General features: G+C 62.4%; 29 protein-coding genes and 1 pseudogene. 15 read left to right on the forward strand and 15 right to left on the reverse strand.

Going from position 1 to position 25,406, the window contains the following annotated elements; genetic code table 11:
- The first annotated feature begins 33 nt into the window (after positions 1-33).
- From DBY63_RS12170 to DBY63_RS12230, 14 genes are all read left to right on the forward strand, one after another.
- Positions 34-258, forward strand: coding sequence for a hypothetical protein (locus DBY63_RS12170; protein ID WP_058790599.1), 225 nt, complete (start codon positions 34-36; stop codon positions 256-258).
- Entirely contained in the window at positions 255-476 is a 222-nt protein-coding gene (locus DBY63_RS12175; RefSeq protein WP_108582118.1) for a hypothetical protein, read from the forward strand. The genes DBY63_RS12170 and DBY63_RS12175 overlap by 4 nt, the downstream gene beginning before the upstream one ends.
- A 47-nt stretch (positions 477-523) precedes the next feature.
- Positions 524-862 carry a helix-turn-helix transcriptional regulator gene (locus DBY63_RS12180; protein WP_108582192.1) on the forward strand — a complete coding sequence of 113 codons (339 nt, stop codon included), beginning with the start codon at positions 524-526 and terminating at the stop codon, positions 860-862.
- Positions 859-1,119: a hypothetical protein gene (locus DBY63_RS12185; RefSeq protein WP_108582117.1), complete on the forward strand. Its 261-nt coding sequence runs from the start codon at positions 859-861 to the stop codon at positions 1,117-1,119. Before DBY63_RS12180 ends, DBY63_RS12185 begins: the two co-directional genes overlap by 4 nt.
- Before the next feature lie 239 nt (positions 1,120-1,358).
- Positions 1,359-1,562: a hypothetical protein gene (locus tag DBY63_RS12190; protein WP_058790601.1), complete on the forward strand. Its 204-nt coding sequence runs from the start codon at positions 1,359-1,361 to the stop codon at positions 1,560-1,562.
- Positions 1,559-1,825, forward strand: coding sequence for a hypothetical protein (locus tag DBY63_RS24875; RefSeq protein WP_158541726.1), 267 nt, complete (start codon positions 1,559-1,561; stop codon positions 1,823-1,825). Before DBY63_RS12190 ends, DBY63_RS24875 begins: the two co-directional genes overlap by 4 nt.
- A complete protein-coding gene (locus DBY63_RS12195; RefSeq protein ID WP_108582116.1) occupies positions 1,822-2,193 on the forward strand; it encodes a hypothetical protein in 372 nt (123 codons plus the stop codon). Before DBY63_RS24875 ends, DBY63_RS12195 begins: the two co-directional genes overlap by 4 nt.
- A 16-nt stretch (positions 2,194-2,209) precedes the next feature.
- On the forward strand, positions 2,210-3,253 hold the full coding sequence (locus DBY63_RS12200; RefSeq protein WP_108582115.1) for a DNA cytosine methyltransferase: 1,044 nt from the start codon (positions 2,210-2,212) through the stop codon (positions 3,251-3,253).
- A gap of 18 nt (positions 3,254-3,271) precedes the next feature.
- The gene (locus tag DBY63_RS24745) at positions 3,272-4,228 is read left to right on the forward strand and encodes a hypothetical protein (protein ID WP_146750250.1); all 957 of its coding nucleotides are present in this window, start codon (positions 3,272-3,274) and stop codon (positions 4,226-4,228) included.
- Entirely contained in the window at positions 4,225-4,452 is a 228-nt protein-coding gene (locus tag DBY63_RS12205; protein ID WP_108582114.1) for a hypothetical protein, read from the forward strand. Before DBY63_RS24745 ends, DBY63_RS12205 begins: the two co-directional genes overlap by 4 nt.
- A 751-nt stretch (positions 4,453-5,203) precedes the next feature.
- Positions 5,204-5,446 carry a DUF4224 domain-containing protein gene (locus DBY63_RS12215; protein WP_108582112.1) on the forward strand — a complete coding sequence of 81 codons (243 nt, stop codon included), beginning with the start codon at positions 5,204-5,206 and terminating at the stop codon, positions 5,444-5,446.
- Between the two features lies 1 nt (position 5,447).
- Positions 5,448-6,497: a tyrosine-type recombinase/integrase gene (locus tag DBY63_RS12220; RefSeq protein ID WP_108582111.1), complete on the forward strand. Its 1,050-nt coding sequence runs from the start codon at positions 5,448-5,450 to the stop codon at positions 6,495-6,497.
- Between the two features lie 480 nt (positions 6,498-6,977).
- The gene (locus tag DBY63_RS12225; RefSeq protein ID WP_108582110.1) at positions 6,978-7,190 is read left to right on the forward strand and encodes a hypothetical protein; all 213 of its coding nucleotides are present in this window, start codon (positions 6,978-6,980) and stop codon (positions 7,188-7,190) included.
- Between the two features lie 270 nt (positions 7,191-7,460).
- Entirely contained in the window at positions 7,461-7,700 is a 240-nt protein-coding gene (locus DBY63_RS12230; RefSeq protein WP_146750251.1) for a hypothetical protein, read from the forward strand.
- A gap of 557 nt (positions 7,701-8,257) precedes the next feature.
- Here DBY63_RS12230 and DBY63_RS12235 read toward each other — a convergent pair.
- The 10 genes and pseudogenes from DBY63_RS12235 to DBY63_RS12275 all read right to left on the reverse strand — a co-directional run bounded on the left by DBY63_RS12235 (position 8,258) and on the right by DBY63_RS12275 (position 18,941).
- Positions 8,258-8,524, reverse strand: coding sequence for a hypothetical protein (locus tag DBY63_RS12235; protein WP_108582108.1), 267 nt, complete (start codon positions 8,522-8,524; stop codon positions 8,258-8,260).
- Entirely contained in the window at positions 8,521-8,931 is a 411-nt protein-coding gene (locus DBY63_RS12240) for a hypothetical protein (protein WP_108582107.1), read from the reverse strand. The genes DBY63_RS12235 and DBY63_RS12240 overlap by 4 nt, the downstream gene beginning before the upstream one ends.
- The gene (locus DBY63_RS12245) at positions 8,931-10,226 is read right to left on the reverse strand and encodes an SGNH/GDSL hydrolase family protein (RefSeq protein WP_108582106.1); all 1,296 of its coding nucleotides are present in this window, start codon (positions 10,224-10,226) and stop codon (positions 8,931-8,933) included. Before DBY63_RS12245 ends, DBY63_RS12240 begins: the two co-directional genes overlap by 1 nt.
- Positions 10,227-10,269: 43 nt before the next feature.
- On the reverse strand, positions 10,270-10,788 hold the full coding sequence (locus DBY63_RS12250) for a lysozyme (protein WP_108582105.1): 519 nt from the start codon (positions 10,786-10,788) through the stop codon (positions 10,270-10,272).
- Between the two features lie 154 nt (positions 10,789-10,942).
- The gene (locus DBY63_RS12255; RefSeq protein WP_108582104.1) at positions 10,943-11,167 is read right to left on the reverse strand and encodes a hypothetical protein; all 225 of its coding nucleotides are present in this window, start codon (positions 11,165-11,167) and stop codon (positions 10,943-10,945) included.
- 95 nt (positions 11,168-11,262) lie between these two features.
- Positions 11,263-11,901: a hypothetical protein gene (locus tag DBY63_RS12260; protein WP_108582103.1), complete on the reverse strand. Its 639-nt coding sequence runs from the start codon at positions 11,899-11,901 to the stop codon at positions 11,263-11,265.
- A complete protein-coding gene (locus tag DBY63_RS12265) occupies positions 11,901-12,212 on the reverse strand; it encodes a hypothetical protein (RefSeq protein ID WP_108582102.1) in 312 nt (103 codons plus the stop codon). Before DBY63_RS12265 ends, DBY63_RS12260 begins: the two co-directional genes overlap by 1 nt.
- Position 12,213: 1 nt before the next feature.
- On the reverse strand, positions 12,214-15,066 hold the full coding sequence (locus DBY63_RS25375) for a DUF1983 domain-containing protein (protein WP_349254543.1): 2,853 nt from the start codon (positions 15,064-15,066) through the stop codon (positions 12,214-12,216).
- Between the two features lie 288 nt (positions 15,067-15,354).
- Positions 15,355-18,264: pseudogene (locus tag DBY63_RS25250) on the reverse strand (host specificity protein J); the annotation flags it as partial.
- Between the two features lie 59 nt (positions 18,265-18,323).
- Positions 18,324-18,941 carry a tail assembly protein gene (locus tag DBY63_RS12275; protein ID WP_108582101.1) on the reverse strand — a complete coding sequence of 206 codons (618 nt, stop codon included), beginning with the start codon at positions 18,939-18,941 and terminating at the stop codon, positions 18,324-18,326.
- Positions 18,942-19,548: 607 nt separating this feature from the next.
- Between DBY63_RS12275 and DBY63_RS12285 the strand changes: the two genes are divergently transcribed.
- Positions 19,549-20,031, forward strand: a complete 483-nt coding sequence (locus DBY63_RS12285; protein WP_108582099.1) for a hypothetical protein — start codon at positions 19,549-19,551, stop codon at positions 20,029-20,031.
- A gap of 7 nt (positions 20,032-20,038) precedes the next feature.
- On the opposite strand, the gene DBY63_RS12290 is transcribed toward DBY63_RS12285, so the two are convergent.
- The 5 genes from DBY63_RS12290 to DBY63_RS12310 are packed head-to-tail and all read right to left on the reverse strand — an operon-like array spanning position 20,039 to position 25,355.
- Positions 20,039-20,800 carry a C40 family peptidase gene (locus tag DBY63_RS12290; protein ID WP_108582098.1) on the reverse strand — a complete coding sequence of 254 codons (762 nt, stop codon included), beginning with the start codon at positions 20,798-20,800 and terminating at the stop codon, positions 20,039-20,041.
- A 2-nt stretch (positions 20,801-20,802) separates the two neighbouring features.
- Positions 20,803-21,552, reverse strand: coding sequence for a phage minor tail protein L (locus DBY63_RS12295; protein WP_108582097.1), 750 nt, complete (start codon positions 21,550-21,552; stop codon positions 20,803-20,805).
- Positions 21,549-21,887, reverse strand: coding sequence for a phage tail protein (locus DBY63_RS12300; protein ID WP_108582096.1), 339 nt, complete (start codon positions 21,885-21,887; stop codon positions 21,549-21,551). Before DBY63_RS12300 ends, DBY63_RS12295 begins: the two co-directional genes overlap by 4 nt.
- The gene (locus DBY63_RS12305) at positions 21,877-25,116 is read right to left on the reverse strand and encodes a phage tail tape measure protein (protein WP_108582095.1); all 3,240 of its coding nucleotides are present in this window, start codon (positions 25,114-25,116) and stop codon (positions 21,877-21,879) included. Before DBY63_RS12305 ends, DBY63_RS12300 begins: the two co-directional genes overlap by 11 nt.
- The gene (locus DBY63_RS12310; protein WP_108582094.1) at positions 25,113-25,355 is read right to left on the reverse strand and encodes a DUF1799 domain-containing protein; all 243 of its coding nucleotides are present in this window, start codon (positions 25,353-25,355) and stop codon (positions 25,113-25,115) included. The genes DBY63_RS12305 and DBY63_RS12310 overlap by 4 nt, the downstream gene beginning before the upstream one ends.
- Positions 25,356-25,406: the final 51 nt, after the last annotated feature.

Consider the following 25,406-nt stretch of genomic DNA (forward strand, 5'->3'; position numbering starts at 1 on the left):
GCCAGACGGGATGCCAACCGAACAGGAGGCCACATGGCCAACGATCTCACCCCGCGCCAGCTGCAGACCCTGCAGGAAGTGGAAGCCTTCCTGTCGGCCCATAACTACCCGCCCACCCGCGCCGAGCTGGCCGAGCTGATGGGCATGGCATCGCCCAACGGCGCCCAGGAGCACTTGGAAGCGCTGGAAGAAAAGGGATTTCTGAAGCTCACCCCCAACACGGCCCGAGGGATCAGGCTGCTGAGGAGCTCGTCATGAACCAGCACTACGTCGCCTGGCTGCGCGCCCAGATCGAAGCGGCCACGCCGGCTACCCTGTACCTGAACATCCTGCCGCACGTTGAAGACCTCGCCGCCATGTACCGGCGCGAGATGCAGCAGGCCTCCACCCCCGGGCTGAAGCTCTACTTCCAGCGCACGCTGGCGGGCTTCGAAGAGCTCCTCAACCAACACCAGTACCACGCCGCAGCGGCGTAAGGATCCACACCGTGATCGAATTCGGGCAATGGCAAGGACGCCTGGGCATGGGCCTGGCTCCCCGAGAACTGGAATGCGTGATGGGCCTGGCCAGCGGCCTGACCCACAAGCAGATCGCCCGCGACATGGCGATTGCCCCCATGACCGTCACCAAGCGCGTCAGCAGCGCGATGTTCAAGCTGGGCGTGCAGCGCGCCCCGCAGCTGGTGGCCGAGGCCATGAAGCGCCAGATCATCAGCCCGCTGTGCGTGGCCCTGATGACCCTGGTGATGGCCCATGCCTTCCTCGACGAAGACCCGATGCGCCGCGACCGCCGCGCGCCGGAACGCCGCACCGCCCAGGTTCGGATGATGCGCCGCGCTGAAGCCCCGGAGATCTACGCATGACCACACCGAAGACCGCCGCCGAGCGGAAGGCCGACCAGCGAAAGCGCGAGGCCGACCGCCTGACCGCCCTGGGCCACCAGGTGATGCCGTTCGAGATGTACCAGCGTACCGCCGAGGCGCTGGACCGGATCTGCGCCGCCGGCGGCTTCAAACAGCGGGCCGAGGTACTGACCCTGCTGATCCACCATGCCGACCAGATCGCCCAGCGTGACATGTCACGTTTCGCCGAAATGGTCATTCCACCCCGCTCCACCTGATTGGGCCGATCGCCTGGGTCACCAGGCTGCATCGGGGTGTGATCTTCCAGACAGGGCGCCCGCTCGCGAGGGAGGTGCTGGTTGGAGTCCAGCGAGATCACACCCCGATGCAGAAGACCGGACGTCGCGCCAGCTATAGGTCAACAGGAGCTCGCACTGCATCACCGCCGGCCACGGTTCAACCCTGAAGCCGGCACCCATTCCCCCGCGCCGCTCGGCGCCATCCCGAGACCATCATCATGATCACCCTACCTATCATCGGGCGTAGCCCGGCGGCAGTGATTTCGCGTGCCCGCATGCTGGGCTTCGAGTGCTGGCCCTATCGCGCCGAGCGCCGCGCCAACGGCACCTGGGTCCACTACTACCGCAAGGCTGACCAGAAGGTCCCCGCCTGGCGCACCGCGGCCAACCTGCTGCGCACTGAAGGGGAGCTCACCGCATGATCCCCGACTTTCAGCACGACATCCGAGCGCGGGAGCCGCAGCGCGCCAGCCTGGGCCAGGCCGTCGAGCAGTACCTGGCCGCCGGCGGCAGCATCGCCACCCTACCCTACCTGGCCCCGGCCGAGCTGACCCGCCCCGCCGAGTTCAACAGCAGCGCGCCCCGGGTGCGGGGTATCGCTGCTGAGTCCCGATCCAAGAAGCGCGCAGCCGATCAGCACGCTGCCACCTTCGCCGGCCTGGTAAAGACGCTGGAGGCATCATGAGCACCTTCGCAGTGTTCGGCATGACTCGTGACGTTGCGCTGGCCGAGGCGCGCAAGAAGGTTTCCACCACTCGCCGAGACGATTCCGGCCAGCGCCTGCAGCTGACCCCGCAGGAGTGGCAGCAGGCCTGCGAGGAGCGCGCGGACAAGATCATGGCCAGCAAGCGGGTGAAGCAGCTGTCGCCGCTGTACGACGCCCCGCAGTACGCCGAGCAGTTCATAGCGATCGCCAGGCGCACGCTCGATTGCCGCGAGCTACAGATCAAGGCCAAGTCCGTTCTCCTGGATGCCCAGGGCGAGCCGCTGAAGGACAAGAAGACCGGCGCCCCGAAGGTTGGCCTTCAGCCCTTCGGATCGAAAGCCGCCTGACCACGCCGAGTAATCAATGGCCGCCTACTACAACGAGATCGACCCGTATGCGGCCGCGTGGCTGCGCTCCCTAATTTCCGCCGGGCACATCGCGCCTGGCGACGTCGACGAGAGGGACATCCGCGATGTTCGACCAGACGACCTCAAGCCCTACACCCAGTGCCATTTCTTGGCCGGTATCGGGGTTTGGTCCTACGCTCTTCGCCGCGCCGGCTGGCCAGATGATCGACCTGTTTGGACCGGTTCCTGTCCTTGCCAACCTTTCTCCCAGGCAGGCGCGGGAGCTGGGTTTGATGACGAGCGGCACCTCTGGCCGGACTTCCATTGGCTCATCCGCGAGCGCCAGCCTCCAGTCGTCTTTGGAGAGCAGGTTGCGAGCAAAAACGCAGGCCCTTGGATCGACCTTGTACAGGCTGACCTGGAAGCCATGGCGTACTCCTTCGGGGCCATCCCGTTCCCGGCTGCGGGCGTCGGTGCTCCGAACATCCGCGACCGGCTCTACTGGATGGCCAACGCTCAGATCAGCGGATGGGGAAAAGAACGTCAGAACGCTGGAAGCCGCACTGCGAGAAATCGTCCAAAAGGGATCGCCACAGGATCTTTGCCAGGCGCTGTTGCTGGCGGGATGGACTACCCCAACATCGCGAGACTGGCGGGACACGGGGGAAATAAAACCCAGAGTCCCAGAGCTGAACACGGTGTTCGGCATGAGGGCGGATCAGCTGGGGCGGCGAGCAGTGCTGGCGGGCTGGCCGACACCAGTTGTGCGGGATCACAAGAACAGCGTGGGCAGCCTGGACAACAGCAGCCGGCACGCGGATCGAGATTTGCCCAGGTGCGCGGGGATGACGCGGACGCCCTCCCCGGTCCGGTTAACGGCTTCTGGCGAGATGCTGACTGGCTCGGATGCCGGGATGGCAAGTTCCGGCCAGTTGAACCCGGCACATTCCCGCTGGCTGATAGGGCTCCCGCCCGAGTGGGACGCCTGCGCGCCTACGGCAACGCGATCAATGCAGAAGCAGCTATAATCTTCATCCAGTGCTGCAAACCGAGCTTGTAAAAACGCGGAAGAGAATTGATGGAAGTAGAAAATACAAATGCCGCCAACAAGCGCATTGAAGCCAGCATAATTTCAGCCGTGATTTTTTCGGCAAACACTTGGATGACGCTTTTCGCACCATTAATAATAGGTGTATTTGCTAGCAAACTTTTTGCGGAGCAGAATTTTTCATTATTGGAAAAAACGATTTACATCGTCACAACAATAGTACACCTAGTATTTGCCGCCGTAATATATATGGCAGGGAGCCGAAAATCTACGACTTTAGCAGTAGACGACCTATTGACAGAAAACAGAAAATACAAAACAGAGATAATACCTAACGCGGAATCTTTATTCGAAACATCCAAAACTCAACAAAGCGTTGTTTATCTTATGACTCTTGAGCTTGAGTCGATCATCGACGAGATGAATGCTGCGCCAGAGAACCTTCCCTTTAATGATCGTTTAAAGTTCTGGGAGCACAGTCTCACTAGAATACTTTCTCATCTGGTTGAGCATAGATCGAAGCTATTTATCTACCAAAATGATGCGCTGTATAATTTCGCGCTTTACCTTCACGACAGGTCCAGTGACGAACTGATCGTCAAGTGGAGAAGCCACGACAACAGGCTAAAAACTTCAAATAGAAGCTGGAAGCCAGGTCAAGGCCATGTTGGTTTGGCGTTTATCCAAGGCGAAGCAAAAATTTGCCAAGACATCACTAAAAGCTCAGAACTCAGTACAACATCTACAAACCCTAGCGATCGTAAATATCGATCATTTATTTCTGTACCAATAAATGATTCAGGACAAATCGGAGACGGTAAAAAGCCGCTGGGTGTAATAGTTTTTACTAGCGACTACCCTGGTCAATTTTCTTGGGGAAGAGATAAAGTTTTCACTCTGACAGTTGCAAAACTGCTATCAATCCTGATCGAACGAAACGTGGCATTTTGTAATGCCGGGTATCGCAAGGAGGAGCTAACCGCATGAGCAAGCACAAGAAAACCGTTTCTGAGCATAAAACATTGTATGAGATCATGAGGAATGCCAAATCATTCGGCTCGGAGTTTGGCTTGATATCAGAAAGCCTAAACTTTGAAAGCGAATTAATAAAAAGCTCAAAAGAGAGTGGGTCGCTATCTAAGGAATGGGTAGAACTAGAGCTTGAAAAAAGCAGAGAATACTTTATCAAAGAGCTCTACAAGGAAGATTAGTGCGCAAATAAATTAGCCAGCGAAGTTCACCAAATATCCGAGCGGGAATAGATATAAATATAGCCTATCTCCTAAGGGTAAGGCAGTACTGGGATAATCCCTGCATTCAGTCCAGTCTGGGTGATGATCATCTTACCCTCCGCGAACTAAAGGTTTACCCAATATGGCCATGTCATTTGCACTGAGCCTACTTTGGATGGGATCGCTCTTCGTTCTTGCCGTCCTTAGCGCATTCCCTAGGCTTTGGAGACCTTATCTTCTGGGAATACTGGCATTCATCGCAGTGGACGTTGTGAGCATGGTATTCATGCTTAACAGCATCGATGGTCCGGCCGTGATCGCAGCTCCCCTTATCCATTTGTCTTTTGTAGGCATCGCCTGCATCGCCCATGCCATTCGCTGGGCGTACGAGGTCGTCCGCTGATCAATAAGGATATTGCGTGGGACGTAGGCGATCCTGGCTGTTGGCATGTTCGGCAGAATAGCCGCCGGCATCTTAGAGCAGCCGCTCCGTAGCGCTTTTTTACGAAGGCTAGGCGCTACATCCAAGCGCAAACTTTGCGATTGTCTTGGAGATTTGGTGAGAAGGGTTATATGCCCTTTCCTCCTGACCGCCAGCTGTAGAAACAGAACCGCGAGCCAAATAGCACCCGCCATCGGATCACTCGCTGAGCCAATCCTGCCTGCTAGATCCGCTACTTCCTATCATCCCGCACCGCTGGCAGCCGGCCGGCGCGAAGAGGTATTGCCCATGGAAAGCGAAATCCTTTCCGATGAAGAGCTGGCCGAGATTACCGGCTACAAAGCCAGAGGTTGGCAACGCCGCTGGCTTGACGATCACCGTTGGCACTACGTCGAGAGCCGCGGCAAGCGGCCATTGGTAGGGCGCCTGTATGCCCGGCAAAAGCTTGGCATTCTTCCAGCACCTGGAGCCTACCAGCCCCCTCCACTGCCGGCCCAGGCCTGGACGCCGGACCTTTCTCGAGTGAAATGAGATGCGCCCTAGAAGCAAGGAGAACCGCGACCTGCCCCCGGGCGTCTACCGGCGCAAGCGGGCCAGGAAGAACGGCAAGGTCTGGGTGGCCTACTACTATCGCGATGCTGCCGGGAAGGAGATCCCACTGGGGGGCGACTTGGACGTCGCCAGAATGCGGTGGGCGGAGCTGGAAGCGAAGGAGAAGCCACAGGACCTACGGGTGATGCGCTCCATCTTCGATCGGTACGTCCGGGACGTGATCCCCAAGAAGGCGCCCCGCACCCAGCGGGACAACCTCGCCGAGCTGCGTCAGCTCAGGCCCGTTTTCGACGAAGCGCCTATCGACTCAATCACCCCGGCAACCATCGCCCAGTACCGAGACGCCCGGACGGCGAAGGTGCGAGCCAATCGCGAGATTGCCACGCTATCCCACGTCTTCAACATGGCGCGGGAATGGGGGCTGACGGTCCGGGAGAATCCATGCCAGGGCGTCAGGAAGAACCGGGAAGCACCCAGAGACTACTATGCCAATGACGCGGTGTGGGCTGCTGTCTATCAGAAGGCCACGCCGGAGCTGAAGGACGCCATGGACCTCGCCTACCTCACCGGCCAGCGCCCGGCCGACGTGCTGTCCATGCGCTGGGATGATGTCGAGGGGGAGTTCCTGACCGTGCAGCAGGGGAAGACCAGCAAACGCTTGCGCATCCTGTTGCAGGCCAATGGGGCGGACAACAGCCTGGGCGCGCTGCTGCGGATGTTCGTAGCCCGCTACCCTGTCCGGGTCAGCCCGTTCCTGATCGTCACCGGTCGCGGGCGCCGCCTCACGACGTCAATGCTGCGGATCCGCTGGGATGCGGCCAGAGACTTGGCGAAGATCGCCGCGATGGAGGCAGGCGATGCGCAACTGGCGCTCCGGATCGGCCAGTTCCAGTTTCGCGACATCAGGCCGAAAGCGGCCTCTGAAATCCTCGATCCGAAGGAAGCGAGCAAGCTTCTGGGCCACACCGAGGAGGACATCACCGAGCGTGTCTATCGTCGTCTGGGCGCTATCGCGAGCCCCACGAAATAGGCGGAGTTTCGGAACTGTTCCGAAATAGTTTCGGAACTCCTCCTTTTTTACCCGCCCAACGGGCCTTGAAATCCGCCCCTCTAGACAGCAAAAAGCCCCGTAAGAACGGGGCTTCGAAGGTGGCGGAAGCGCAGAGATTCGAACTCTGGGACCCTTGCGAGTCGGCGGTTTTCAAGTCTGCCGGCAAATCCAGCAATGGCGCGGCCTGCGTAGCTTTCTCATTTCCGTAAGTCATACCTATTGAATACGTCTCCAGGCCAGCAACGGCGCGGCACGTCGATTTCAATACGGAAACGATTTTCTCCCCTCTCCCGGCGTTCTGCCGACACCCGATCCCCTGACGTTTTTCCTGCAGCTAAATGACCTGGCTGAGCAGTCTTACCCTGAATGCCCGCGAAGCCGAACGGTGGCACTTCGCCAATTGCTTTGGGTCTACTGAGCCCCGCCATGGCTCTAGCAGCCGACATCAAAGAGGCCGCTATGACCAACCCCGATAGCGAAGTTCGCACCCGACTCCTACTACTCGAACAGCTGAATCTCAGCACGGTTATGGATCAGGCCCGACAGGATCCCATTTTCTTGGCTCAGCTGATTCATAGGCTCGAAGAGAGAGGCATCGACGATCGTACTGATGAGGTAGGATCGCTGCTCGAATGGGCACGATCTACCCAGCGGTTACAACGCGAAGAATGACTGACTAAGAGCTCAAAGCAGCTATAGTGATTCTGTTGGTCTAGATCGTGATAACGGGTATTGTGCTGCTCTCAACGGTGCTCTGCTTCTGGTAAAGCTCGCCACTCACGATTTCTGGTCCGTTCACTCAAATCGATAGCCAGGCTTGGGCCAGGCCCGCATCACACCGGGCTCTTTTACTCTTTCGCCAAGGACGGCGTCTTTACCACCAACCTCAGATCAATGCGCAAGTCCTCTCTCGTCCAAGCCCTGCTCGACTCCCACCTACGTATGACGCTGGCCGAACGCTCTCCGGACGAGCGCGACAATCTGTGCGAGCAGATCGCTGACCTTATGGGCCGGGACATCGTCATCAGCAATACCGCTGGACAGCAGGATTGGCTACTGGCAAAAGCCTGGGCTTCGGCCGCTGGGAGAACGAAACGGTCCCTACGCCACTCGGGGCCGCGCCGGCCGCCGAACATTGAGCAGATCCGCGCCATCCTCGCCGAGGTGCCGAAAGGTGAATAGGTGGGATCTTCCCACCATGTAATCCCTCGCCTATGAGGGGTTACTGGCATGCCTCTACTCCTGCCCCCTCCCGGCGCAACCTGCTGGCTCGCCGGACGTGACACACCGAGGCCAATGCGCATATCTGCAGCCTCATTCGCGGAATCGTCTGATGATTAATGTCAAAATGACATCTAATCCTTATCGCGCGAAGGAGGTAGGCGTGCAAAGAAAAAAGCAATTGAGGTGATCGCGATTGCGACGTGTGGCGCGTCATTCGCCTTGCTATCCGCATTCGTTATCGCAATACTCAGCGCGAATGGTTTGACCATAGAGTTCAAGCCAGAGACCGGAAAGGAGCGTTCGGTTGCGCTATCAGTTATCAAGGACAGTGACGCTATTCAATCCTGGTGGCCACTATCAGGTGAGCAGGGTTCCACCTCTCTCAGGGCCGGCTAAGGAGGACAGTAGCGGCGGCGAGCAACCGTTCCTATTACTTGCGCTAAGCGCAATGTGCGTAGGACTAGGCGCGGTCTTATTCGCTGCGATACAAGCCAGTTGAAGTTCTTAGGACTCGGTCACTGGCAGCTTATAGCTGCAGCCTCTAGTTCCTTGATGTACCCCTTAGCCTGGCGACGTTCTGCGAGCAAGGCCCGCACCTTCACCTCCAGGCCGTCCTCCCTCCGCAGTCCATCCGCCGCCCAAACCGGCACTGTCGGTTCCTTCACCCGGCACGGCACCTGGACTGGCACCTCGACGCGCACCACGCGCGGCTCGGGCTCGACAACGGGCTGGGCGCCGCACCCCGCCAGCGCGACCAGCACCCCCACCATGATCCACCTCATAGCCCCAGCTCCTTGTCGATGATGGCCGCGGCGGCCGTCGCCGGGTCGCCGCCAGTGCGCTCCTGCTGCAGGCGATTGGCGGCCTGGTAATCGCCGGCGGCTGCCTTCGCCGCCTGCTCCTGGATCGGCTCCGCCTTCTTGGCTCGTTCCTCGGCGGCCTTCCGGAGATCCGCCAGAGCCAGGTTCTGCTGGCCGACCTGCCCTTCCAGGGTGCTGCTGGTGGTGCGGCAGGACGCCAGGGTGCTGGCCGAGGCCGTCACCTTGTCCTGTAGCTTCTCGACGACGGGTCGGTAGTGGTCGGCGGTGAGCCAGTAGGCCACTCCGCCGCCGACCACTCCGCCCAGGCCGAGCAGGACGACTGCGGCAACCGTGAGCGCGGCTGCCCTGTACTGCTCGAGCACGGCCATCACGCCACCCTATCCAGCAGCAGCTGGAAGTAAGGCTTCACCGTGTCCTTGAGCAGGTCGTGGCCGAAGTCGTTCGGATGGACGTTGTCCCCGGTGGCGCCGTCCCGGATCTGATCCTGGCCAGTACCGTCGCGGCCGCCGGTGATCGCCGCAGCAAAGCCCTTGATGACGATGCCGCCGGACACCCTGGGCAACCAGGTGGCGTTGTAGTCGCGGCGGGCCTGGTCGTTGGCACCCACGTTTCGATAGCCGGTATTGACCGGCGTGGCCTCGGGCAGCAGCACGATTGGGCGAAGGCCTGCCGCCTGGAGCGAGGAGAACACCCTGCCGAGCGAGGCCTTGAGCCGGCGCATGGCAGCGGGGGTGATTCCGGTACCAGCCGCCACATCGTTCCCGGACCACGGCGAGTAGGTGACGATGGTAGGACGTACGACCGCTACATGGTCCGCCAGGAATCGGCTGTAGACGTCCGGGCCTTGGGCATGCAGCGCCGCGTTGAAGTACTCCAACGGCCGGTCAGGCGTCGACAGCTCGTAGACCGATCGCTGCATGGCGCCATAGCAGCGCACGTCCCCGCCGATCCCCTCCTGGATGCTATCGCCGCAGATCATCACCTGGTGGCCGCGGGCAACCGTCTGGTACTGGACGACCGGCACGACGGCATAGTCGTCACCGCCCTTGGTTGCGGCATAGGCGGCCTGGTTGGTGTAGGAGGCCTTGGTGGTAACCCCCTGGACGGCCTGGCTGCTGGTGCGCAGCACGCGGGGCGCCTTAGAGCCGCGCCAGTAATACTGGTTGTTGGCTGGCATTGACGCGACGGAGTTCGCCGGGAACTCGATGCGGTAGATGATGAGGGTCCGACCGTTGGCGACGTCGGTGCGCGCTACGCTGGCCAGCGCCGCAGCATCGATATAGGTGATGCTCGGGCGCTCTTCGCCGAGGCGCTTAGGGAGATCGATGGTGAAATCCAGCCACTCGTTGTTCTCGGGGTTGATCCACAGCTGATAGTCAGCCGCGGGCACCGAGGACAGCACGCCGATGCTCACCTTCACGCCAGCGATCGCATCGGTATGGATGTTCGGGATGCCCAGGCACAGGGATAGGAACTCAGCCTCCAGCTCCATGTTGCCGTTGAACGTGGTGGCGGCGGTGAGTGGCTCGGCACGCAGGCGGCCAAACAGGTTTTTAGTCAGGACGTTGGTGCCGGTGGTCATAAGGCCATCGAGGCGGTCCCTTTCCTCCATCTGGTCGTAGACCGGCCCCATGGCGTTCGGTAGGCGGCGTTGATACTGCATAGTCCCTCTCCTATGAGGTGACGCGGTTGTGGGTCTGCTCGCCTCAGGCGGTGGCGCGCTTCGCCTGCTCACCCGCGGCGATGGCCACCCGGGCTGTGGAGCCCAGGAACAGGGCCTGCTCTGCGGTGCGACGCTTGGTCAGGCCGTGCATCACCGCGCCGTCGTTCTTGTTCCAGCGGAGGAACTGCTCGGCGGCGCCGGCATAGTCCTTGGCGTTCAGCTTGCGCAGGAGCGTCGATTCGCCCAGGCCCTCGGCCTTGCCGTTCTTGTTCTCGTCCAGGCCGACGTTGTAGGCGAACGAGACCAGGGCATCGAACTGGCCCTGGGTCAGAGGTACCTTGACCAGGCGCTGCACGCCGGCCTCGGTTGCAGCCAGGTCTTGGACGAAGGCGGCGTCGGCCTGCGCCTGCGTCCATACCAGGCCTTTCTTGACCTCGGGCCCGGTGTGCCCCCAACCGATAGTCCAGGGATGGCCGTCCTTGCTGCCCGGGTCCGGATAGGCGACCAGCCGGCAGCTTTCAAAGTGGTGCATGAGGGCGACGCCCTCGGCGGATGTCCGCATGGTTTTCTCCAGGCACAAAAAAGCCCGCTCGGGGGCGGGCTGGTGAACTACCAAGGAATCCTGAGTAGTTGGGCTGTCCTCATGAGCGTAAGGATTGCGGGGAATGGCCGGTGATTCGGCAGGCGATTCCTTAAGATCGTGAGGACAAAGCGGCTCAGGCCGAGCCGACGTCGCCGGTCTGGGCGGGGGCCGCGTCCTCAATTACCGCCGAGGTCACCCGCACGCTGGCGCTGTATTTCTTCAGCAGCTGGGCAGTGCGTACCTCAATGCTGGGATTGGTGTTAAGCATCTCCTTCGCCTTGGCTTCGGCTTCTGCCTCGGTGGCGAACTCCATGGAGGCGTCGAGGTTGTAGAACTGGGCGAGTACGACATAAGGCATAGCGGTGTCCTCCGGACATGAAAAAGCCCGCACGCGGCGGGCTGATGAGATTTGATAGTTAGGGCGGTGGTCGCCCTGGCGAACCTATATCTGTCCTACCTATTGGTCGGATAATTGGTCACATCGGCGATGAGACACATAGCGGAGGACCCTCCATCCAGCGCGACACTGCTGTTGTAGTTATCCACCGCCTGGTTCACGTAGTAACCACCATTGCCGCCGGTTAGGTAGCTGAAGGAACGATTGACGTCGTACATGTTGATATCGATCTGGTCACTGTAGTAATCGAATGCTAGGCCGCTTCCCAGGAAGGCGAGTAACCGGCCAGGCATAGACCTGAAGGAGGATGAGCCGGTGTAATTGGCGGTTAGGGTCTCCATTCCTGCCACTCTCAGATACTTCTGCCCTGCATCGAACACTAATGCTCCGTTTCCATCGAAAACTTGGAAACCTACATTGGTCTGCTCGTCGCTCCAGTCGAACACGTAGAAAACCCCACCGGCCTGCTGGGCGTAGAAATAGAAGGTGAAAGTGCTACCGCTCTGGCGTCGATCAGTGAGATGGATCCGCCCGTCCGAACGAAAGAAGATGAGTGGGTTTGAACCGTTTACCGACAGCGCTTGGAGATTGGGCGAAGCTCCAAAGCCGCCCGCCCTAGTCAGGGCCTGGCAACGCCAGTCGGCATCTATCTGCACTACCCCATCATCGTTGAAACACTGGAAGCCAGCGCCCATCAGAAATCTCCCCAGATGATCAGGCAGTGCCTAGCATCGCCCCCCGCTGTCCCGCGTGAGTACCAAGTGAGCGTGCTTCCCTGAATAATAATTGTCGGATTCTCGTACAGCGCTAGGTTGCCGATCTCAGGAGCACCGATTCTCAGTAGGGTGTACCAGGGACGCCGGTTACCCGGATCGCCAAATTGAGGGATGTCGATCGCGCCGTTCGGAGTAGTAGGCTGGTGGAAGCCGAGATAGCGTGTTAACCGGTCGTTTGTATCGAGGACGATGTTTCCGCTCTCATCGAAAACCTGAATGCCCTCTGGCATATCACCACCTCCCTACCCGAACCCGGAGCCGATTGTTGACATAGCAGCGGAACGCCGCGCGGTCGATCTGGATTTCTGATAGGCCCGTCTCCTCGCTTCGGATGTAAAGCGCACCCGAGGCGAAATCGATGTTCATGATCGGAAGACCAGCCCAGGTCAGGTTCTGGGAGTACAGGTTCTGACCGATGATCCCTTCCCGGATGTAGGCCTTGTTGATGAACGCTGTGTCGATGAATGTTTGCCCATTCACCACCGAGAAGAACGCCTTACCCTTCCCGTCGATGCCTGGGCCCAGCACCAGGAAGCGGTCAGCGGCGACAGCGACAGTCGACTGCAGCCCCACATTGCCACCGCCCGCTTCAATGCCAACGCCGATACCAGCCATGTAATAGGTGCCTTCCTTCGTGACACCCAGCTTCACCGCCCAGTTGGCATTCACCTTCCCATCCGTGTTGGCCTGGGCCTGGCTGACTTGCTGCACTGACGCATTGGTGTTCCCCAACGACGTCTGCAGCGTGCTGATCGACGTAGCCTGAGAGGTCAGCGTGGCGCCCTGCTGGGTCACCTGCGCCTGGGTATCGGTCAGCGCGGTGGCAGACGCTGCCGCGGCACGGCGCCCGATGGCGATGTAGGCGATGTCCACCACCGCGGACGTGTCCTGAGCGTTCAGGAAGTCGAAGCGGATGGTGAAGTTGCCCGTCTTGCTCGCCCAGGCCGCGTTGCCCGACAGATCGATCTCGATGTCCTGCCAGTCGGTGGTGTTCAGGTTGATGCTGAACGATGCCGTCCGGGCCTCCGACAGCCCACCATCCTCGTTGGCCCAGTAGATGCGGCCAGGATTGCGGGTGGTGTTGCGCCGGCGGATCCGCATCTTGATAAGGTAGTTCTGGGCTCCGTTGGTGTTGGCGAACGTCGGCAGCCGGAAGTTGGCGTAGCCGGTCAGGGTCGCGTTCTGCTGGTAGGCAGTCAGCGTTGCCCCGCTGGCGGCCTGTTCCAGATAGGCGCCACGCAACGTGTTCAGGAACTCGAAGTTGACGCCCGCCGCGAACATGCCGGTGCCGGCGATCTGCGCCTGCAGGTTCGTCAGCTGGGTGGCCTGGCTGGTGATGTTCCCTTCTGCCGAGGTGACGCGAGTCCCGAGGTTCGTCGTGGCCGTCGCCGCCGCGTCAGCGGTGGCCTGGGCCTGCTTGGCCGCCGTGATGTTCTCGCAGTGCCAGTCGGTGACGTACCAGGTGGCCGTCTCCGCGTTCAGCGTCTCGATCTGCAGCATGGGGTTCAGGAACGTTTGCCCAGCCGGGATCGTGTGGTCCCAGGTCACGCGGGTCCAAGTCTGCGTGACCGCAGTAGGCGGCGAGCTCTGGTAGGCGGTCCGGCCCCCGAACGGCGTGGTCGACCTTGTCGCGTAGTGCTGGAACGGCCGGGTACCGGTGTTGGCGCCAGCCGCTACCAAGGCACTGAACCGGTAGACGTCGCCCGCCTTCACCGGAAAGTTCGGCAGGCTGTTGATGTCCGGGAAGTTATCCCGGGCGGTGATACGGGCCGCATAGGGGAACGGGCAGTTCGCCGGCACGCCCGCCGCGGTGGTCTGCACGATGTAGAAGCCCATCGTGTTGAACGCCGGGTCGAACGTGGGGTTCGGGACCATGTTGAACGCCTGCTGCACCGCGCCCTTGATGCTGGTGCTCAGGCTGGTGATCTGGCCGGCCTGCGACGTGATGTTGCTGCCTTGCTGGTTCACGGTCGTGGTCAGGCCGGACAGAGCAGTGGCGGTCGCATCCTGCTGCGCCGAGAGCACCTTGGCGTTGTTGCTCCAGCCGGTGACCGCGGTACCGACCTCAAGCTGTGCCCTGGTGCCCTCGACAAAGCCGTCCGCAACACCGGAAGCTGCAGGGCGGACCCGGTAGAACAGGGACACCATGGCAGTATCGGCCGGCAGCCCGGGGTGCGTGAAGGAGAACCGCTTGCCGGTGGCGTCCAGTTCGAACAGCTGGGACACCGGGGCGCCAATCGCAACGCCGTCGGCCTTCAGCGCCTGGATGAAGATCTGCATCCGGATGCCCGGCGTGCCGCGCATGTAGATCGATGCGGTGACGGCCTGGCCCGCGCCGGCCTTGACCCGGTACGCGACCGACGTGTTGATCGAGAAATAACGGGTATTGAGGTCCACGCCCTTGAAGTCGATCCGCATCGACTTTTCAGCCGAGCTGAGCCAGGACTGCACCAGACTCGCGGACGCCGAGGTCGTCGAGTCGACTACCCCGCCATCCATGTTCCAGCCCAGCGCCAGGCGAGGATCTGGGCTCACCTCGGTGAACGCCGGGTTGTAGAGGAGGTTCTCCCCGCCGGCGTTGCCCAGGTCGCTGCGCAGATTGGTGAGGCTGGTGGCTTGGCTGGTGAGCGTGCCCTCTACGTTGGTCACCCGACCCGCCAGCTGGTTGGTGGCCGTGGCCTGTCCGGCGAGGCTGTCGATGACCGTCTTGGTGTTGTCCTTCCAGCCGGTCACGGTCGTGCCCAGCTGCAGCTGCGCGTTATCGCAGTCCACGGTGACCGTCGACAGCGTGGCGGTGCCGTAGACCCGCAGGATAAGCCGGATAGCGACCGTCGAGGCCGGGCATTCGCCCAGGCAGGTCAGCCGCTGTGCGGTGCCATCCGCCACAACACGAGTGCCCTCGGCGTAATAGACGGCATTGCCCGCGGCGTCGAAGGCGCGGAACGCCACGAAAACGACGGCCCCTGCGGTCGCCTTGACGTAAATGGACGCTGCCAGCTTCTGCGCACCGGTGACGACCTTGTTCCGGACGTCCTCGTTGTAGATGTAGGCGCCGGCCGACGCCGACATGCTGGTCAGCACCATGCGCTGGGCGAAGGTCTGGGCGTTCAGGAAGGACGCGACCTTGCTGTAGGTCTTGCCCACGTTCGCATCGCCGTCCGCGTACCAGCCGGCAGCGACCACGAAACCATCGGCCCAGGTTTCAAATCCCGGGTTGTAGAGCAGGTTTTCGCTGCCGCTATCACCCAACGCCACGTTGATGTTGGTGATCGCCGAGCCCTGAGCGGTGACGGTGTTGCCCTGGCTTGTGACCTGATTCTGCAGGGCCTGCACGGTGGTGCTTTCGGCCTTGCCAGACACCGAGGTCTTTAGCTGGGTGATGTCGTTGCTGTTGGCGGTGATCTTGCCGCCCTGGATGCTGACGGTGTTCTCGGCCGAGGTCACGCGGGAGGCCAGTCCATCGCCTTCCCGGATGATCGCCCCGGCGTCGCGCCAGTAGGCGGTCGCAGGCGGCGCGTTGCTGCCATCGGCGGCTGCCGGTACGTCCTTCTTGGCCTGGAACAGGGCGTTGTCCACCGTAACGATGGCGCCGGCCTTGTAGGCCTCGTCCTTCTTGTATTCCTGAGCGTCAGCCAGGTCGCCGATCTGGTCGACCTGGTTCTGGACGGCGTCCAGCTCCTGCTGCAGCGCACTGCGGGTCTCCGCGATGCGGTTGCTGACCGAGCCCGGTACCGACGCGTCTGCGTCCACCAGGTCGATACGATCGAACAGCTCCTGGCCCAGCGCGCTATGGACGAACTCCTCGGTGATGAGCTGGTTGTACTCGGTGGCATCCGTGCTGGCAGTGCCCACGGTCCAGTTGGTCCAGGGGCCCACGTTGCCGATGCGGTCGATGAGTCGGCCACGGAAAAACAGTCGAGCGCCGGCCGCCAGCCCGTTCAGGGTGTAGGTGTTCGTCGGGAACGCGAACAGACCCATGCTCTGGGCGTTGTCGCCCTGGGCGGTCATGGCCTGCTGGATCTCGGTATAGGCACTGTCCCCTGCCCCTTCGGCCGGGAATGCCCAGTCCAGCGTGATCTTCCAGGGGCCCGCGGTGGTTTTCAGGAGGGCGAGCGCCGGCGGTGCGCCGACCTTGCCGGTCAGCTGCGTCAGGCTCGACGTCTTCCAGACCGAGGCAATGTCCACGGCGTTGACCGCGCGCACGCGCGCCAGGTAGCCGCCGGCGTAGATGCTCGGCACGTCAACGGCCAGGCTGCCGGTGCGCTGGATGCGAACCCAGTTACCGCTGTCCTTCCGCCACTCGACGTCATAGGCCACCGCGCCAGGCACCGCCGTCCAGGAGATGGTCATGGTGGTGACGGTGATGCCCTGGCTCACGGCGTGGTAGGCCGACAGCGCCACGCTGGCCGGTGCCTCGACGGTACCGGTGGGCAGGATGCTGATCGGCCGGCTTTCCAGCTTGGCACCGGTATCGATGGCAGCAAACTTCGACGGCTCGAATTGCAGCGCCGAGATTTCGAAGACGCCCTCTTCTGGCCGGGTGACCTTCATAACGCGGTACAGCGGCACGGCCAGGTCGTCGGCATCCAGAGTCCAGACCAGTTCAGCCTGTGGGGTTTCGCTGTACGCGGTGGTCACGGCGATCTGGCGGCCCGCCACCTGGCGGATAGTCCTACCCTCGCAGGCACCGCTGGGCAGGTTGATGATCAGGCGGTCGCCCACCTTCGCCCGAGTGTTGCGGTCCAGGGTGATGACGGTTCCAGCAGCCGCGCTGATGCGCCCGCCGATCTCGGCGCCGGAGATCAGCTTGTCCGCCACCGGGATGACATGGCCCGGCAGCGGAATGCGACCGTCCATGCCCACACGGAAGGTCACGGTGCGGTCCTGACTATTCGTCAGCAGGATCCATTTGCCGCGGCGCTGGGCCTCGGACTCGCGGGTGCAGCCGATGGCGCTAGTCTCGATCGGGTTATCGCCGTAGCGGCGCTGCAGCTTGGCGTCGGAGGCGGCAGCTACTTCGGTGTCGTAGTTGTTCGCTGGGTTGTCGAAGCTCACCAGAGCGCGGGTGTAGCGGGTGCGCTCGCTCGAAGAGCCATAGGTGAATTTGCCGTTGATGACGTTCGCCCGGGTGAAGGCGAAATCGAAGTCGGCCGAGCGCGGGATGTCCGCCTGCACGTTCAGCTGGCCCTGGGCCCAATAGGTCATGCCGCGGTAGATGGCGGAGATATCGCGCAGCAGCTCCCAGGCGCCGGTGCGGCTTTGCAGATTCAGGTCGCAAAGGTAACGGGGCTCTTGGCCGCCCTTCCCGTCCGGCACCAGCTGGTCGCAGTACTGGGCGATGCGATAGAGCTCGTACTTGTCGACCATCCAAGGCTTGATGCGCTTGCCCAGACCGAAGCGGTCGTTCGTGGCGACGTCGAAGGTGATCCAGGCCGGGTTGTTGGTCCAGGCCGACTTGAAGCTGCCGTCCCAGACGCCCGAATAGGTGCGGTTCACCGGATCGTAGGTGGTCGGCACCTGTACCTTGCGCGCATCGCACTCCAGAGTCACCGCCGGGATGTTGCTGAACTGCTCGGCGCTGAACTCGACGTAGAGCAGCGCCGTATTGGGATAGCGCAGCTTGGCATCAATAACTTCGGTGATGCCCGCAATGGACATGGTGTCGGCGATGCGGTTGTTGTTCTGGTTGGCAGTGATACGGCGGACACGGATCTGCCAGCCGCTGCTGGCTTTGGGCAGGTCGATCCGGCGGGAGCGCTCGTAGCGGGTCGTGGTCTTGCCGTCCACGGCCTCGAGCAGCACCTGCTGATAGGCGCCACCGTCAGTGGCCACGTCCACGGCGTACTCGATCCGATACCCGTTGATGTTGCCTTCGCTATCCTGCTGCTGCAGAGCAGGCCAGGCGAAGCGCAGGCGCACGGCGGACAACTGGGTGTTGCTGACCGAGCGCACCCAGGCCGCGGTGCTGCGCAGCTCCACGTTGATGGTGGTTTCGTTCTCAACCGACGGCAGGCCAGGGATATAGGGCTGCTCGACGGTACCCGGGCGCCACTCCCAGGAGACGCCGGTGAAGTTGCTATTGCCTTGGGCATCGGCCAGCGGGGTGTTGTCGAGGTAGATGGTCTGCGCCGTGGGCGCGCCAGCGAACTCCCCTTCGCCCACGGCGATGAGCATCTTGGCCTTGGCGATACTACGCAGGCTGTCGACGGCCTCGCTGGGCTCCTTCGGCTTGCTGCTGCCGCCCTTGCGGCCGGTGAGTTCGGGAGGCAATGCGGCTGTCATGCGTTACTCCAGGGCATGAAAAAGCCCGCACTGGGCGGGCTCGGTGTTCGGGGAACAGATCAGGTGGCGTCTTCGGCGTAGATGCCGGCGCTGATGATGGCGCCGCCCCAGCGCCGACGGCCGTAGCAGATCGGGACGGGGTTTCCGCTGGCGGTAGTGTTCTTGGCGCTGCCGAAGGCGTAGCTGGGCTGGTTCTCTGGCGCGGCGCTGGTTTTGAGACCCTTAGCTTGGGGGCTTAACATCTGAACGACACCGCCGGCTACGAGGCCAATACCCGCTGATACCATTGCGCTACCGATAGGTGCAGCGAGTCCCCCGGACAGCCCCGACACGAACAAGCCAGCGACGATCAAAACCGCCCCGACAACCGTCTGCAGCACACCTGCTCGCTTGCTACCGCGCAGCACCGGTACGATCCGAATCTCCCGGGTACCGCACAACTCGAACCGGTCAGCTCCGACATTCTCACGATTGCGGAAGACCGCGTAGACCAAGCCGCGGCGTTCTAGGGCGACGATGGCTTCGCGGAAGCCGTCCAGGGTATTGCGCAGGGCACTGAAGGCCTCCTCAGCAGTTCCCCGATCCAGGAAATAGCGATGGGTGCGACCGAACAAACGTGCCAGCGGGCCAGATAGCTTGATGGTGGTCGCCGGGGTGTAGTGCGCTGCAGATGCCATGGTTTCTCCAGGTATGAAAAAGCCGCCCGGAGGCGGCTGGTTACAAGCAATTTTGGGCGGCTGTTATCCACCCGCCCGTTCCGGGTATCCATTGGGCTGGCAAGCGCACGGCGACACGAGTTCCCTGGGGCGTTTGATCCGCGGTTGCCATGGCAACGACCCCGTTGTAAGTGGCGGATGCGAAAATCCGAACACCTGTCTCGGTCTCGACTGAAGTTGTTCCAGGATTGAAGTCCTGCCACTTCGGTGCCAGGCACCGCGAATACTGGACCGGCGATTTCTTGCTGACCCCGACAAATGCAGGTTCCTTTTCTGAAAGCCCAGAAGTTGTACACCCCGCCAGCGTCAGCGCGCCCAGTCCCATCACAATCCACCGCATAACGCCTTCCTCGGCTAGTTTTCGTCGAGTCTAGCGCAAACGAGGAGTAGCACTGCTCGCAGCACAGCTGCAGAGAGAAGGTGACGACAAGGCACACCTGTCGGACCGCTCGGCAGATCCAACACCCTCAAGTCAGGAGAATGGTTGCCGATACGTTGCGCTACCGCGCTTAAGCCGGCATCCGAAGCAGGTCATACCACTTCGCTTCTCGCTCACCAAGGAATGGTCATGCTAGACACCAATCTCGCAATCAAACTCGCGTTATGGCTTTGGGAAAACGCTGCCGCCGCTCTATTCGGCGCGGCTGTCGTGTGGATCACTGGCCGCGGTATTCATCGTCTGAAATCAGCCGTGAAAACCAGTCATGCCAGCCTTCTCAGATCACTGAGAGCTCTCACCAGGCGCTTCGAACTGCGCGAACGTCGATGGATCCGAAAGTATCGATTCGACTCGGTTTGGATTGACCGTGAAGTGAGTAGAGGCCATACAAGCCAGATCATTTTCCTGCTGTGGTTTGGGCTATGGATAATCGCTATGGGCCTGAAAGAGAGCTTTCTAATCACTGACGCCCCTCTCGCGCGGTCTCCAATCGCCGCGATGGTTTCTGCTGTACCGATGTACCTCTTCGAGATCGCATGGATTAGATACTCAGGCCGAGCAGCAAAACTCATCAACTACCGGCAGAAGGTCCGCATTTGGCGTTGGCACTGATCTACAGCTACGGCGGTGGCGCGCTTCGATGACGCAGGATCAGCCGCACCCGCTCGTGCCAGTTCCCGCCGTAGACGATGACCTCCGAGGGCCGCCCGTGCAGGTGGTGTAGCAAGAACGGGCCTGGGCCGAAGACCTGGGCCTGCTCACCCGGCAGCGTAGGGTCGGTGCCGAGGTAGATGCCCGCGTGGTTCGGATGAGCCGTGCGCCCGATCTGCAGCACGATCATGTCGCCGCGCTGCGGCCGGTCCACCGGGTAGAACCCTGCGGCCTCGTAGTGCTGCTCGTAAAGGCTGGCGTTCTCGGCCAGCTCCCACCAGCCATCGGTGCGGCTGTAGGCTGGAAACTCAAGGCCCCACTCCCGCCGGTACCAGTCGGCGCAGATCGCCCAGCAGTCCTGGACGCCGTGGACGAAGGAGCGGCTGAGCAGCGGCACGTTTGCTTCAGGCACCAGGGTTCGTAGATCGCCCTCCGGCCAGCTCAGGATGTACCAGGTGAGGCCGGAGGCGTTGCACATGGCGACGTCCGCCGGCGAGGGTCTGCTGCTGGCGTCCGGATGACTATGCACCACAGCGAGGATCTCGCCCTGGTCCTCGGCAGCAGCGTAGGCTTCCGGCGCGATGCGGAACTCCTCGCCTGGGTCGGCCGCGGTGTTCTCGCACGGCAGGTACCGCTGGCGGCGCCCGTCCTTGATGACCAACCCGCAGCACTCGCGCGGGTAGACCTCGGCAGCGTGCGCCTGCACGGCCGCCAGGATGTACTTCAGCATGATCAGCTCCTGGCGATCAGGGAGACGGCCGGAAAGCCGCCGTGGGGTAGCTCATTGCCTTCGCCGAAGCGCGGCACACATCCTGTCCCGAGCGTGCCATCGCAGACGTCCCGAGCCGGGTCGTCAGTCGGCTTGCCGTCTTCGTCTCGATAAGGCCCGGTGTAGCCGCAGTTCGGCCCACGGTAGCCGCCGGTCATGGCCCAGTGGCAGAAGGTCGTGCACTGCCGGCCCACGGCCTCGCCGGTGAGGTCACCTGGCGATGCCAGCTCCCAGGCCACCGCCTCGCCGTCCTCGCTCGTCTTTTGGTCCAGGTACCAGACCTCGACGACCTCCTGGGAGGGGTCGGCAGTCGGGTTTCCGGAAGGGAAGTTGCGCGCATCCAGGTACTCGACCAGCGTTTCCCGCAGCACCAGGCGGAACTGAAGCAGGTCCTCGAAGGCAAGGCACAGGGCGGTGATCCGCCCCGAGACGTTGCCCGCCGAGAACGTTGGCCGCGGCGCCGTCCCATCGCTGGTCGCCTCGATGCCCTCCAGCTGGACAGGCCAAGCCGCGTACTCGACGCCCTTCCACCAGATCGACTTGGCCGGCAGCTGATCCGCGTTGGCGCCCGCTGCGGCAATCTCCTCCGGGGTGTGCGGGATGGCGTGGCCGTGGAAATACAGCACGTCCGCACCGAAGTCGCTACCGTCCAGCTCGAACAGCCGGATCTCGGCGCCAGGCTCCAGCTGTTGATATCGGGTCTGCAAACTCATGGGTGGAACGCCTGCTCGAAGGTTGCTGTGAGGGTATATACCGCGCCGCCGACCGGAGAGATGGACACCTCCTTGGCCCGGTAGAAGCCGATGCTTCCCAGCGGAGGCGTCCAGAGGAACGAACGGTAGCCTGCGTGTCGATCCAGGAAATCCCGGATCTCGATGATGGTTTCGCGACGCCCCTTGAACGTCAGTGGCCAGGACTGTGAGCGGTTGTTGGGGCCGTCGCCGACTACCTGGGCGTAGCCATCACCGAACTGGGAGGTCCGGGTGCGGTGGTCGATCTGCCCCTGGGCGCCGCTCAATGGCCGCCAAGTGAAGGTTTCAACGGCCATTCACAAGCCTCCAGATGGCGCCGCCGGTGGCGAGCTGCTGCTGCACGACGCGGAGCGCGCCGTCGTTGATCATCTTCCCGAGCTGCTTGCCCGCGTCGCCCGCTCCGTTGGCGTCGGTCGTTGTGGTGGCGTTGCCATTCGCATCGATGTGCACCTCGGTATTGATCTGGATCGACGGCGCTGCCATCGCAGCGCTAGCGCCCGGGTTTCCCAGAGGGGTGATGGAGCCGCCCTGCCCGCCCATCATCAGGTAGCTCTTGCCACCCTGGCTCAGGAGCTCCGGACCGCGCTCGTTGACCTGGTACAGCGAGCCCGCCGACACGGGGCCGCCAGTGGCGCGCTGCCCCGCTACCCAGGTACTGAAGTCGGTACCGGTGTACCCCGCCTGAGTGGCACCCGCTGACGAACTGGCGCCGCCACCGAAGTAAGACGACGCCACCGAACCCGCGATGCTCAGCAGGCCGGAAAGCGCCTGGCTGCTCGCAGACCGGACTGCAATCCTCGCCAGGTCGGCCAGGACGGACCGCGCGAACCCTGAGAAGGACAGCTTTCCGGTAGTGGCGAAACTCACTACCGCGTCTTCCATAGAGCTGAAGGCGCTGGTGAACAGCGTCTTTGTCTGGCCGGCGATATCTCGCGCCGAGTCCCGGTAGTTGTCGAAGGCAGCGGTCATGCCGCTGCGCCAATTGCCCTGGGCCTCGGTCATGTCGCCGTAGTTGGCCACCACCGTGGCGCGGAGGTCGTTCTCCGTGGCCTTGAGGGCATCCAGCTTGCGCTGATACTCCTCGATGCTCATCCCGCGCGAGCCGTCGCCGTACTGGTTGGCCAGCTCCAGCCGACTGCTGTTGATGCGGTCGGTGATGGCGTTCTGGCTGTCGTACAGCGAGCGCTGGCGGTCACCCATGCCGAGAGTGGCGGCAGAGCGCTGGCCCTGTTCGCGCAACGTGCGAACCTGCTGCTGCAGGGCATCGGTATAGGTCCGGACCGACTCCTCCTGCTTCTTCAGGCGGCCCTGCTCGTTCAGCGCCAGGACCGACAGCTCACTGTCTGCATCCTTCTGGGCCTTGACCATGCTGGCGCGGGCATCCGCGATCTTCTGGTCGAGCTGGACCCGCTGCTCGGCGCTGGTGGTGCTGCGGGCCTTCGCCTGCTCCAGCGCATCGATCTCGCCCTGGTAGGCGGCGGTCACCTGCTCCTTCTCGGCGTTGATCAGCACCACGCGCTGGCGGTAGTAGGCCTCCTGGGTGATCAGCCCAGCCTTCTGCTGGGCCTCCAGTTCCTTCTGACTGTTGGCGTAGCTGGAAACCAGGGCCTTCCGGGCGTTCTGCTCGTCGTTGAGGTCGGTCAGGTCGACGGCGCTGCGGCGCGTGCGAGTACGGGTCTTCGGGTCCTTGTACTTGTCGTCGATGTTGGCCAGGACCTTGTCCACGTTGGCCTGCTTAACCAAATCCGAATCAGGGTTCGCCTGCCGGATCTCCTTGATTAGGCGGAGGTATTCCTCCTTCTTCTTGTTCCGCTTCTCTTCGTTGCTGAGCGTCTCATCGGTCAGCGCCTTTACCTTGGTCGCGGCCTCGATAGCGTCTGCGTTCTGCTTGCGCCGATCACCTTGCTCCTTGGAGCGCTGCTGCTCAGTTGCCAGCTGCGCCTTCAGGGCCTCCAGTTGCCGCTCGTAGTCGGTGTTGTCGTATCCACCCAGCTTCGCGCGCTTTTCGATGAAGCTGGACAGCTTGTCGATCCGGGATTGGAGAGTCTCCTCCCGGCCGATCCCGAGCATGGCGTCCCAGGCGCCCTTGGCAGCAGAGGCCAGGGAGTTCCAGCCGCGTTGCAGCGAACCCAGGCTCTCCTGGACCCGACTTGCCATCTGATCCTGAGCGTCAGCGAGGGCGGTCTGTGCCAGCGCCGCGGCCTGCTCACGTTCACCCTGGGCCTCAAGCGCGGTGATCTGCTCATAGACCGCGGCGGTCAGGTAGCCGTACTGGTCATTGAGCTTGCGCGATGCCTCCACTGGCTCCTTGCCCAGGGCGACATACTGCGCGACCACGTCCTCAATGGCGGTGCCGGTGGCCTTGGAGAACGACACGGCGGAGACGCCGATCTGCTCCATGTTCTCGGCGGCGATCTTGCCGCTCTGCGCCATCAGCACAAGGGCCGCGGCTGCCTGGCCGGTGGTACCAACCACGTCGGAGATGTGCTTCGCGGTCTCTGCCAGTTCGTCTGCGGTGGTGCCCGCCGCATAGCCGGAAAGGATTAGCGCCTTCTCGAATGCGGTGGCCTCTTCGCTGCCCTGGTAATACGCCAGGGTGAGCACGGCGGCAGCAGCGGCGGCGACCGTAAACGGATTGACCAGGCCGAGCACGTAGCCGCCCAGGGCGCTCGCCGCTGGCCCGATGCCGCCGAACATGTCCTTCAGCTGGCCGCCCTGTTGCAGTAGCACCGTCAGCGGGGCCTGGCCGGCCTGAAGGCTGACAACGATGTCGGTGAACTGCGCCGGCACGTTGCGCAGCGCCGCGGCGGTCTGCTTGGCGGTGTTGCCGGTACGGGTGAGGCCCGAGTCGAAGTCGTTCAGCCCAGCCCGGGTCTGCTGGATTTGGCCGTTGAAGCGCTCGAACGTCTCGGCATCGATCAGCCCTTTCGCCTTGAAGCTCTGCAGCTTGCGCTGCTGGGCGTCCAGACGATCCAGGGCAGCGACGGTCGGATCAATCTGGCCCAGCAGCTGGGAAAGCTGGTCCTTCTGCGACTTCAGCGGCGGGATGGTCTTCGGTGCGGTGACCGCCAAGGCCTGCAGCTGCGCCGTCATCTCCCGCAGCGACGCCGCGGCAGCCCGGAACTCGGCCGTCGACCGATCAACGGCGGAGCCAAGGTTCGCCGTCGACTGCACGGACTGTTGCTGCTGAGCATTCAGCAGCTGGAGCTGTTCAACGGTCTGCCGCGATGAGAGAGCCATGTCGCCCATGGTCTCGGCGGCATAGGCCTGCTTGAGGCCCAGCGATTGAAGCTCGTGATTGACCGTCACCGCGGCCTTGGCGATCTGCGCCAGCGACGTGGCCGACTCGCGCTGCCGCTGCGCCATGTCGGACAGGGAGCGCGTAGCCTCGCGGGACTTCAGATTGAGCGCGGTGAGTTCGGCGTTGGTGCGGGTGCCGACCTGCACCAGGCGGTCGAGATCAGTGGCGGCGGTATCGACGCTCTCCGATTCGACCCGAATGCCTAGTTGGGCGATGTTCGTCATTCTGGTTTCTGCTCCGCCATCACTGCCAGCGCCTCGGCCTCCATGATGCGAACGTCATGGAACACCTGGTCGCGATCCTTCTTGGGCACGCCCACCAGGCGCATCACCGCGGGTAACGCGGCATAGTCGAGCCCGCTGGCGCCGGCCATGCCAGTGCGCCACTGGGTCGACATCGCCTCGAACACGCTGAAGGCCTGCCAGTTGTGCTGCCAGACCTCCACGTCGTCCTCTTCGAACATCGCCGCCGATAGGCCGAAGGCCGAGAGTGCTGCCTCGGGCGGCGCGCCACC

This window comes from Pseudomonas sp. RIT411, assembly GCF_003057735.2.
Lineage (GTDB): Bacteria > Pseudomonadota > Gammaproteobacteria > Pseudomonadales > Pseudomonadaceae > Chryseomonas > Chryseomonas oryzihabitans.

What these genes read in the sequence shown, in the direction of transcription:
- DBY63_RS12230 (WP_146750251.1), top strand. Translation starts at nt 7,461, where the DNA reads ATGACGCTGGCCGAACGCTCTCCGGACGAGCGCGACAATCTGTGCGAG.
- DBY63_RS12300 (WP_108582096.1), bottom strand. Translation starts at nt 21,887, where the DNA reads ATGGCCGTTGAAACCTTCACTTGGCGGCCATTGAGCGGCGCCCAGGGG.
- DBY63_RS12175 (WP_108582118.1), top strand. Translation starts at nt 255, where the DNA reads ATGAACCAGCACTACGTCGCCTGGCTGCGCGCCCAGATCGAAGCGGCC.
- DBY63_RS12290 (WP_108582098.1), bottom strand. Translation starts at nt 20,800, where the DNA reads ATGCTGAAGTACATCCTGGCGGCCGTGCAGGCGCACGCTGCCGAGGTC.
- DBY63_RS12190 (WP_058790601.1), top strand. Translation starts at nt 1,359, where the DNA reads ATGATCACCCTACCTATCATCGGGCGTAGCCCGGCGGCAGTGATTTCG.
- DBY63_RS12240 (WP_108582107.1), bottom strand. Translation starts at nt 8,931, where the DNA reads ATGGCCGTGCTCGAGCAGTACAGGGCAGCCGCGCTCACGGTTGCCGCA.
- DBY63_RS25375 (WP_349254543.1), bottom strand. Translation starts at nt 15,066, where the DNA reads ATGGTGCTGACCAGCATGTCGGCGTCGGCCGGCGCCTACATCTACAAC.
- DBY63_RS12295 (WP_108582097.1), bottom strand. Translation starts at nt 21,552, where the DNA reads ATGAGTTTGCAGACCCGATATCAACAGCTGGAGCCTGGCGCCGAGATC.
- DBY63_RS12265 (WP_108582102.1), bottom strand. Translation starts at nt 12,212, where the DNA reads ATGCCAGAGGGCATTCAGGTTTTCGATGAGAGCGGAAACATCGTCCTC.
- DBY63_RS12285 (WP_108582099.1), top strand. Translation starts at nt 19,549, where the DNA reads ATGCTAGACACCAATCTCGCAATCAAACTCGCGTTATGGCTTTGGGAA.
- DBY63_RS12220 (WP_108582111.1), top strand. Translation starts at nt 5,448, where the DNA reads ATGCGCCCTAGAAGCAAGGAGAACCGCGACCTGCCCCCGGGCGTCTAC.
- DBY63_RS12185 (WP_108582117.1), top strand. Translation starts at nt 859, where the DNA reads ATGACCACACCGAAGACCGCCGCCGAGCGGAAGGCCGACCAGCGAAAG.
- DBY63_RS12225 (WP_108582110.1), top strand. Translation starts at nt 6,978, where the DNA reads ATGACCAACCCCGATAGCGAAGTTCGCACCCGACTCCTACTACTCGAA.
- DBY63_RS12235 (WP_108582108.1), bottom strand. Translation starts at nt 8,524, where the DNA reads ATGAGGTGGATCATGGTGGGGGTGCTGGTCGCGCTGGCGGGGTGCGGC.
- DBY63_RS12275 (WP_108582101.1), bottom strand. Translation starts at nt 18,941, where the DNA reads ATGGCATCTGCAGCGCACTACACCCCGGCGACCACCATCAAGCTATCT.
- DBY63_RS12215 (WP_108582112.1), top strand. Translation starts at nt 5,204, where the DNA reads ATGGAAAGCGAAATCCTTTCCGATGAAGAGCTGGCCGAGATTACCGGC.
- DBY63_RS12260 (WP_108582103.1), bottom strand. Translation starts at nt 11,901, where the DNA reads ATGGGCGCTGGCTTCCAGTGTTTCAACGATGATGGGGTAGTGCAGATA.
- DBY63_RS12310 (WP_108582094.1), bottom strand. Translation starts at nt 25,355, where the DNA reads ATGTTCGAAGAGGACGACGTGGAGGTCTGGCAGCACAACTGGCAGGCC.
- DBY63_RS12170 (WP_058790599.1), top strand. Translation starts at nt 34, where the DNA reads ATGGCCAACGATCTCACCCCGCGCCAGCTGCAGACCCTGCAGGAAGTG.
- DBY63_RS12245 (WP_108582106.1), bottom strand. Translation starts at nt 10,226, where the DNA reads ATGCAGTATCAACGCCGCCTACCGAACGCCATGGGGCCGGTCTACGAC.
- DBY63_RS12195 (WP_108582116.1), top strand. Translation starts at nt 1,822, where the DNA reads ATGAGCACCTTCGCAGTGTTCGGCATGACTCGTGACGTTGCGCTGGCC.
- DBY63_RS12305 (WP_108582095.1), bottom strand. Translation starts at nt 25,116, where the DNA reads ATGACGAACATCGCCCAACTAGGCATTCGGGTCGAATCGGAGAGCGTC.
- DBY63_RS12200 (WP_108582115.1), top strand. Translation starts at nt 2,210, where the DNA reads ATGGCCGCCTACTACAACGAGATCGACCCGTATGCGGCCGCGTGGCTG.
- DBY63_RS24745 (WP_146750250.1), top strand. Translation starts at nt 3,272, where the DNA reads ATGGAAGTAGAAAATACAAATGCCGCCAACAAGCGCATTGAAGCCAGC.
- DBY63_RS12180 (WP_108582192.1), top strand. Translation starts at nt 524, where the DNA reads ATGGGCCTGGCTCCCCGAGAACTGGAATGCGTGATGGGCCTGGCCAGC.
- DBY63_RS24875 (WP_158541726.1), top strand. Translation starts at nt 1,559, where the DNA reads ATGATCCCCGACTTTCAGCACGACATCCGAGCGCGGGAGCCGCAGCGC.
- DBY63_RS12255 (WP_108582104.1), bottom strand. Translation starts at nt 11,167, where the DNA reads ATGCCTTATGTCGTACTCGCCCAGTTCTACAACCTCGACGCCTCCATG.
- DBY63_RS12250 (WP_108582105.1), bottom strand. Translation starts at nt 10,788, where the DNA reads ATGCGGACATCCGCCGAGGGCGTCGCCCTCATGCACCACTTTGAAAGC.
- DBY63_RS12205 (WP_108582114.1), top strand. Translation starts at nt 4,225, where the DNA reads ATGAGCAAGCACAAGAAAACCGTTTCTGAGCATAAAACATTGTATGAG.